Below are 3,097 nucleotides of genomic sequence, written 5' to 3'. Positions count from 1 at the left end.
GTTGTAGATGGTCCACCACGCCAGGTGCTAGGCGAGCATTTGGGGACATTGCAGGAGCTAGGGGTATGGGTGCCCCAGGTTGCCAGGCTGGCTCACGCTCTGCGACAACAGGGCTGGTCGCTTGAGCCGTTGCCTCTGACTCTCGAGGAGGCCGCGGAGGCCCTTCTCAAGGGTCGAGGAGCAGAAGCGCGCACCCTGTCTCAGCAACGATCGCCGGAGCCGTCAGTTGTTCATGGCCATCGTCCTGCCCAGAGCCAGCCGAGTTCGGGTTCAAATAGCCCCAGCCACGGTCACCAGGAGATGGCCATTGAGGTGCGCTCACTCTCGTACTGCGCAGGGGGACGCCAGGTGCTGCGGAATGTGTCGCTAGTGATCCCGCGCGGGGCTTTTCTGGCTGTCGTCGGAGCCAATGGCGCCGGTAAGACAACGCTAGCCCAGCATCTGGTCGGTATTCTGCAGCCACCCCGTGGCTCAATTCACTTGCTGGGCCGCGATCTGACCACGGTTTCAGCCCGCGAGCTGACCCGCCACGTCGGTTACGTTTTCCAGAATCCTGAGCACCAGTTTATTACGGAGACGGTCGAGGATGAGGTAGCCTATGGCTTGCGTGTGATGGGCCTGCCCGCAGCGGAGGTGCAGGAGCGCACGCGCTCGCTGCTGGAACGCTTCGGCCTGCTCGCTCTGGCTCGCGCGAATCCCTTTACGCTGAGCCATGGCGAGAAGCGGCGCCTGAGCGTGGCTACGATGCTGGCAATGGGACAGGAGATTCTTATTCTCGATGAGCCTACTTTTGGTCAGGACGCATATAATGCGACAGCCCTGCTAGAGCTACTCCGGCAGCTTCATAGTGAGGGGCGCACGGTCGTTGTGATTACGCATGATATGTCACTGGTGGCAGTGTATGCGCAGTACGTGGCAGTCATGAAAGAGGGACAATTGATTTTCTATGGGACAGCATCCGCACTTTTCTCGCAAGAGGAGCTTGTGAGGGAGGCGCGTCTGACCTTGCCTCCGCTGGCTCGTCTGGCTCGTCGTCTTGGATGGCCTGATCTGCTAACGCTCGAGGAGCTTTGTGAGCGCTGTCTCCAGGCGTACGCGCCTTCGCCACTTGCGGCGGAGCCGCTGCCCGGCTCAAGCGCCCATCCGCCGGGGGCGGCTTCCACAAGGGAGGAAAGCTCATGCAGGTAATCTACCAGGAGGGCAATTCACTACTGCATCGCCTGAACCCACTCACAAAGGTGGTGGCCCTTGTGCCTGTGGTGCTCTTCGTGGCACTGACTAATGATCCCTGGCTGCCCCTGGCCTTTATAGCCCTGGCGAGCACTGTGATTGTGGGGCTGGCGCGCATTGCCCCAAGAACCTTCTGGCGCATTCAGGCCCCTCTCATGATCAGCTTGCTGGTCTTCATGATCCTTTATCCCTTTATGGTACGGGCCGAGCTATTCAATCATACCCCTGTCGTGCTGAGGCTTGGTCCATTGGTACTCTATCAGGGCGCCTTGCTGGCTGGCACGGCTTCCGTTCTGCGCGTCTATGCCATGCTGCTGCTGTCGCTGATCTTTATGCTAACAACCGATATCAGCGACTTCATCCGTGCAATGGTGCAGCAGTGGCACTTTCCCTATCGGCTTGGCTATGGAGTCTTAGCAGCTTTTCACTTCGTGCCTTTGCTGCAAGAGGAATTTCGCCTGATTCAGGCCGCTCACCGCATTCGCGGTATCGAGACCCAGGGCGGAGCGAAAGCCCAGGCCGAGCGTCTGCGTCGTTACCTGCTTCCGCTGCTGACCAGCGCCATTCGTCGTGCCGAACGCACTGCCCTGGCGATGGAGAGCCGAGCCTTCGGTGCCTTCAGACAGCGCTCATATTTCCGGCGATTTCGCTTCGATCGCACTGATTACCTGTTCATCATTTGTTTCTGGCTGCTCTGCCTGATAGTTATTGGCCTCTTCTGGCTGACTGGCTGGATGGGGCCGCTCTCCTTCACGAAGGAGCTATAGCCATGCATCATACTACATGGTGAGGAGTATCAAGTGTGGTAGAACGCATCTTCTGCGCCCAGGTCTCTGAGGAGCGTCAGGTACCTTTTCATGGCCTGGCGCCCCTGGCCAGGCTCTGGGTGCTGGTAGAATATACAGGAGTCTGGGAACGGTCGGCAGTTCTCTCCAACGCCCTGCCCGAGCCGGCGCGCCGCTGGCTGGCAGATGTGGCTCTGAGCTACGAGACACGGCAAAGTATGGCGGTTTTTATCAGGCGAGGACCACGCAGCAGCGGCCCGGTGCGTTGCTTTGTGGCGATTACACAGCCCGAGCGCCAGGCGCTCTACGCTTTCCAGCTTGCAGGCTATGAGGAGTTGCCTCAGCTTCCTCTGGCAGCCCTAGAGCGAGGAGTGCCCGACTACGACCGCTATCTGAGTCGGGAGCCGCTCTACATTGTCTGCACACATGGCAAGCACGATCAATGCTGCGCCAAATTCGGTATGCCTATCTATCGCGAAGCGGCTCGCCTGGCCAGAGAGCAGGTCTGGCAATGCAGCCATATCGGTGGTGACCAGTTCGCTGCTAACCTGGTTTGTCTTCCACATGGCATCTACTACAGCCGTGTCAAGGTACCTGAAGTAGCTGCTATTCTTGAGGCCGACCGCCAGGGAAAACTGTACCTGGAGAAGTGCCGCGGGCGGGTGCTCTACCCTCAGCCTGTCCAGGCCGCCGAACAGTTTTTACGGGAGCGCACAGGCTTACGCGAGTTAGAGGCACTCATCTTTTTAGAGGCGCGTCAAGAGGGAGCCTGTCATCAGGTGCTCTTCCTCTCGCGTATCGACGGGTCCTTGCATAATCTGCAGCTCGTCGAGCAGAGCGAGCCGCTGGCCCCAGTCGAGGGCTGTTGCTGCAATCTCGCTGGCAAGCTTCAGCGGCAAAGCTATCGCCTGCTCGAGCATCGGGTCTATGTCCCACAGGCTTCACAAGCAGCGGTAAGCTGAGGAACATAGCCCAGCATTTCAGCAGACAACTGCACTCCCTCTCTCTCACTCAGCTCTCTCGGAACTCTTCCTCTCTTCCCTCGCTGCCGTACCGGCTAAGGACGGTAGCCGAGGGAAGAG

3 protein-coding genes are annotated in these 3,097 nt (G+C 59.2%); all 3 read left to right on the top strand.

The window, feature by feature from the left end; translation table 11 throughout:
* On the top strand, window positions 1–1,188 hold a 1,188-nt coding region (locus IRZ24_RS18645; RefSeq protein WP_297167716.1), incomplete at its 5' end, for an ATP-binding cassette domain-containing protein.
* Window positions 1,179–1,997: an energy-coupling factor transporter transmembrane protein EcfT gene (locus tag IRZ24_RS18640; protein WP_297167713.1), complete on the top strand. Its 819-nt coding sequence runs from the start codon at window positions 1,179–1,181 to the stop codon at window positions 1,995–1,997. The genes IRZ24_RS18645 and IRZ24_RS18640, both read left to right, overlap by 10 nt.
* 35 nt (window positions 1,998–2,032) lie before the next feature.
* Window positions 2,033–2,977, top strand: coding sequence for a sucrase ferredoxin (locus IRZ24_RS18635; protein ID WP_297167710.1), 945 nt, complete (start codon window positions 2,033–2,035; stop codon window positions 2,975–2,977).
* Window positions 2,978–3,097 lie beyond the last annotated feature (120 nt).

Origin of the sequence: Thermogemmatispora sp. (assembly GCF_019683755.1) — a bacterium.
GTDB lineage: Bacteria > Chloroflexota > Ktedonobacteria > Ktedonobacterales > Ktedonobacteraceae > Thermogemmatispora.
Note: the sequence above shows the minus strand (reverse complement) of the source record. Positions and strands in the feature narration are given on the sequence as shown.

Bases quoted from the DNA above. Each gene is read 5' to 3' on its own strand.
- IRZ24_RS18640 (WP_297167713.1), top strand. From the start codon at position 1,179: ATGCAGGTAATCTACCAGGAGGGCAATTCACTACTGCATCGCCTGAAC.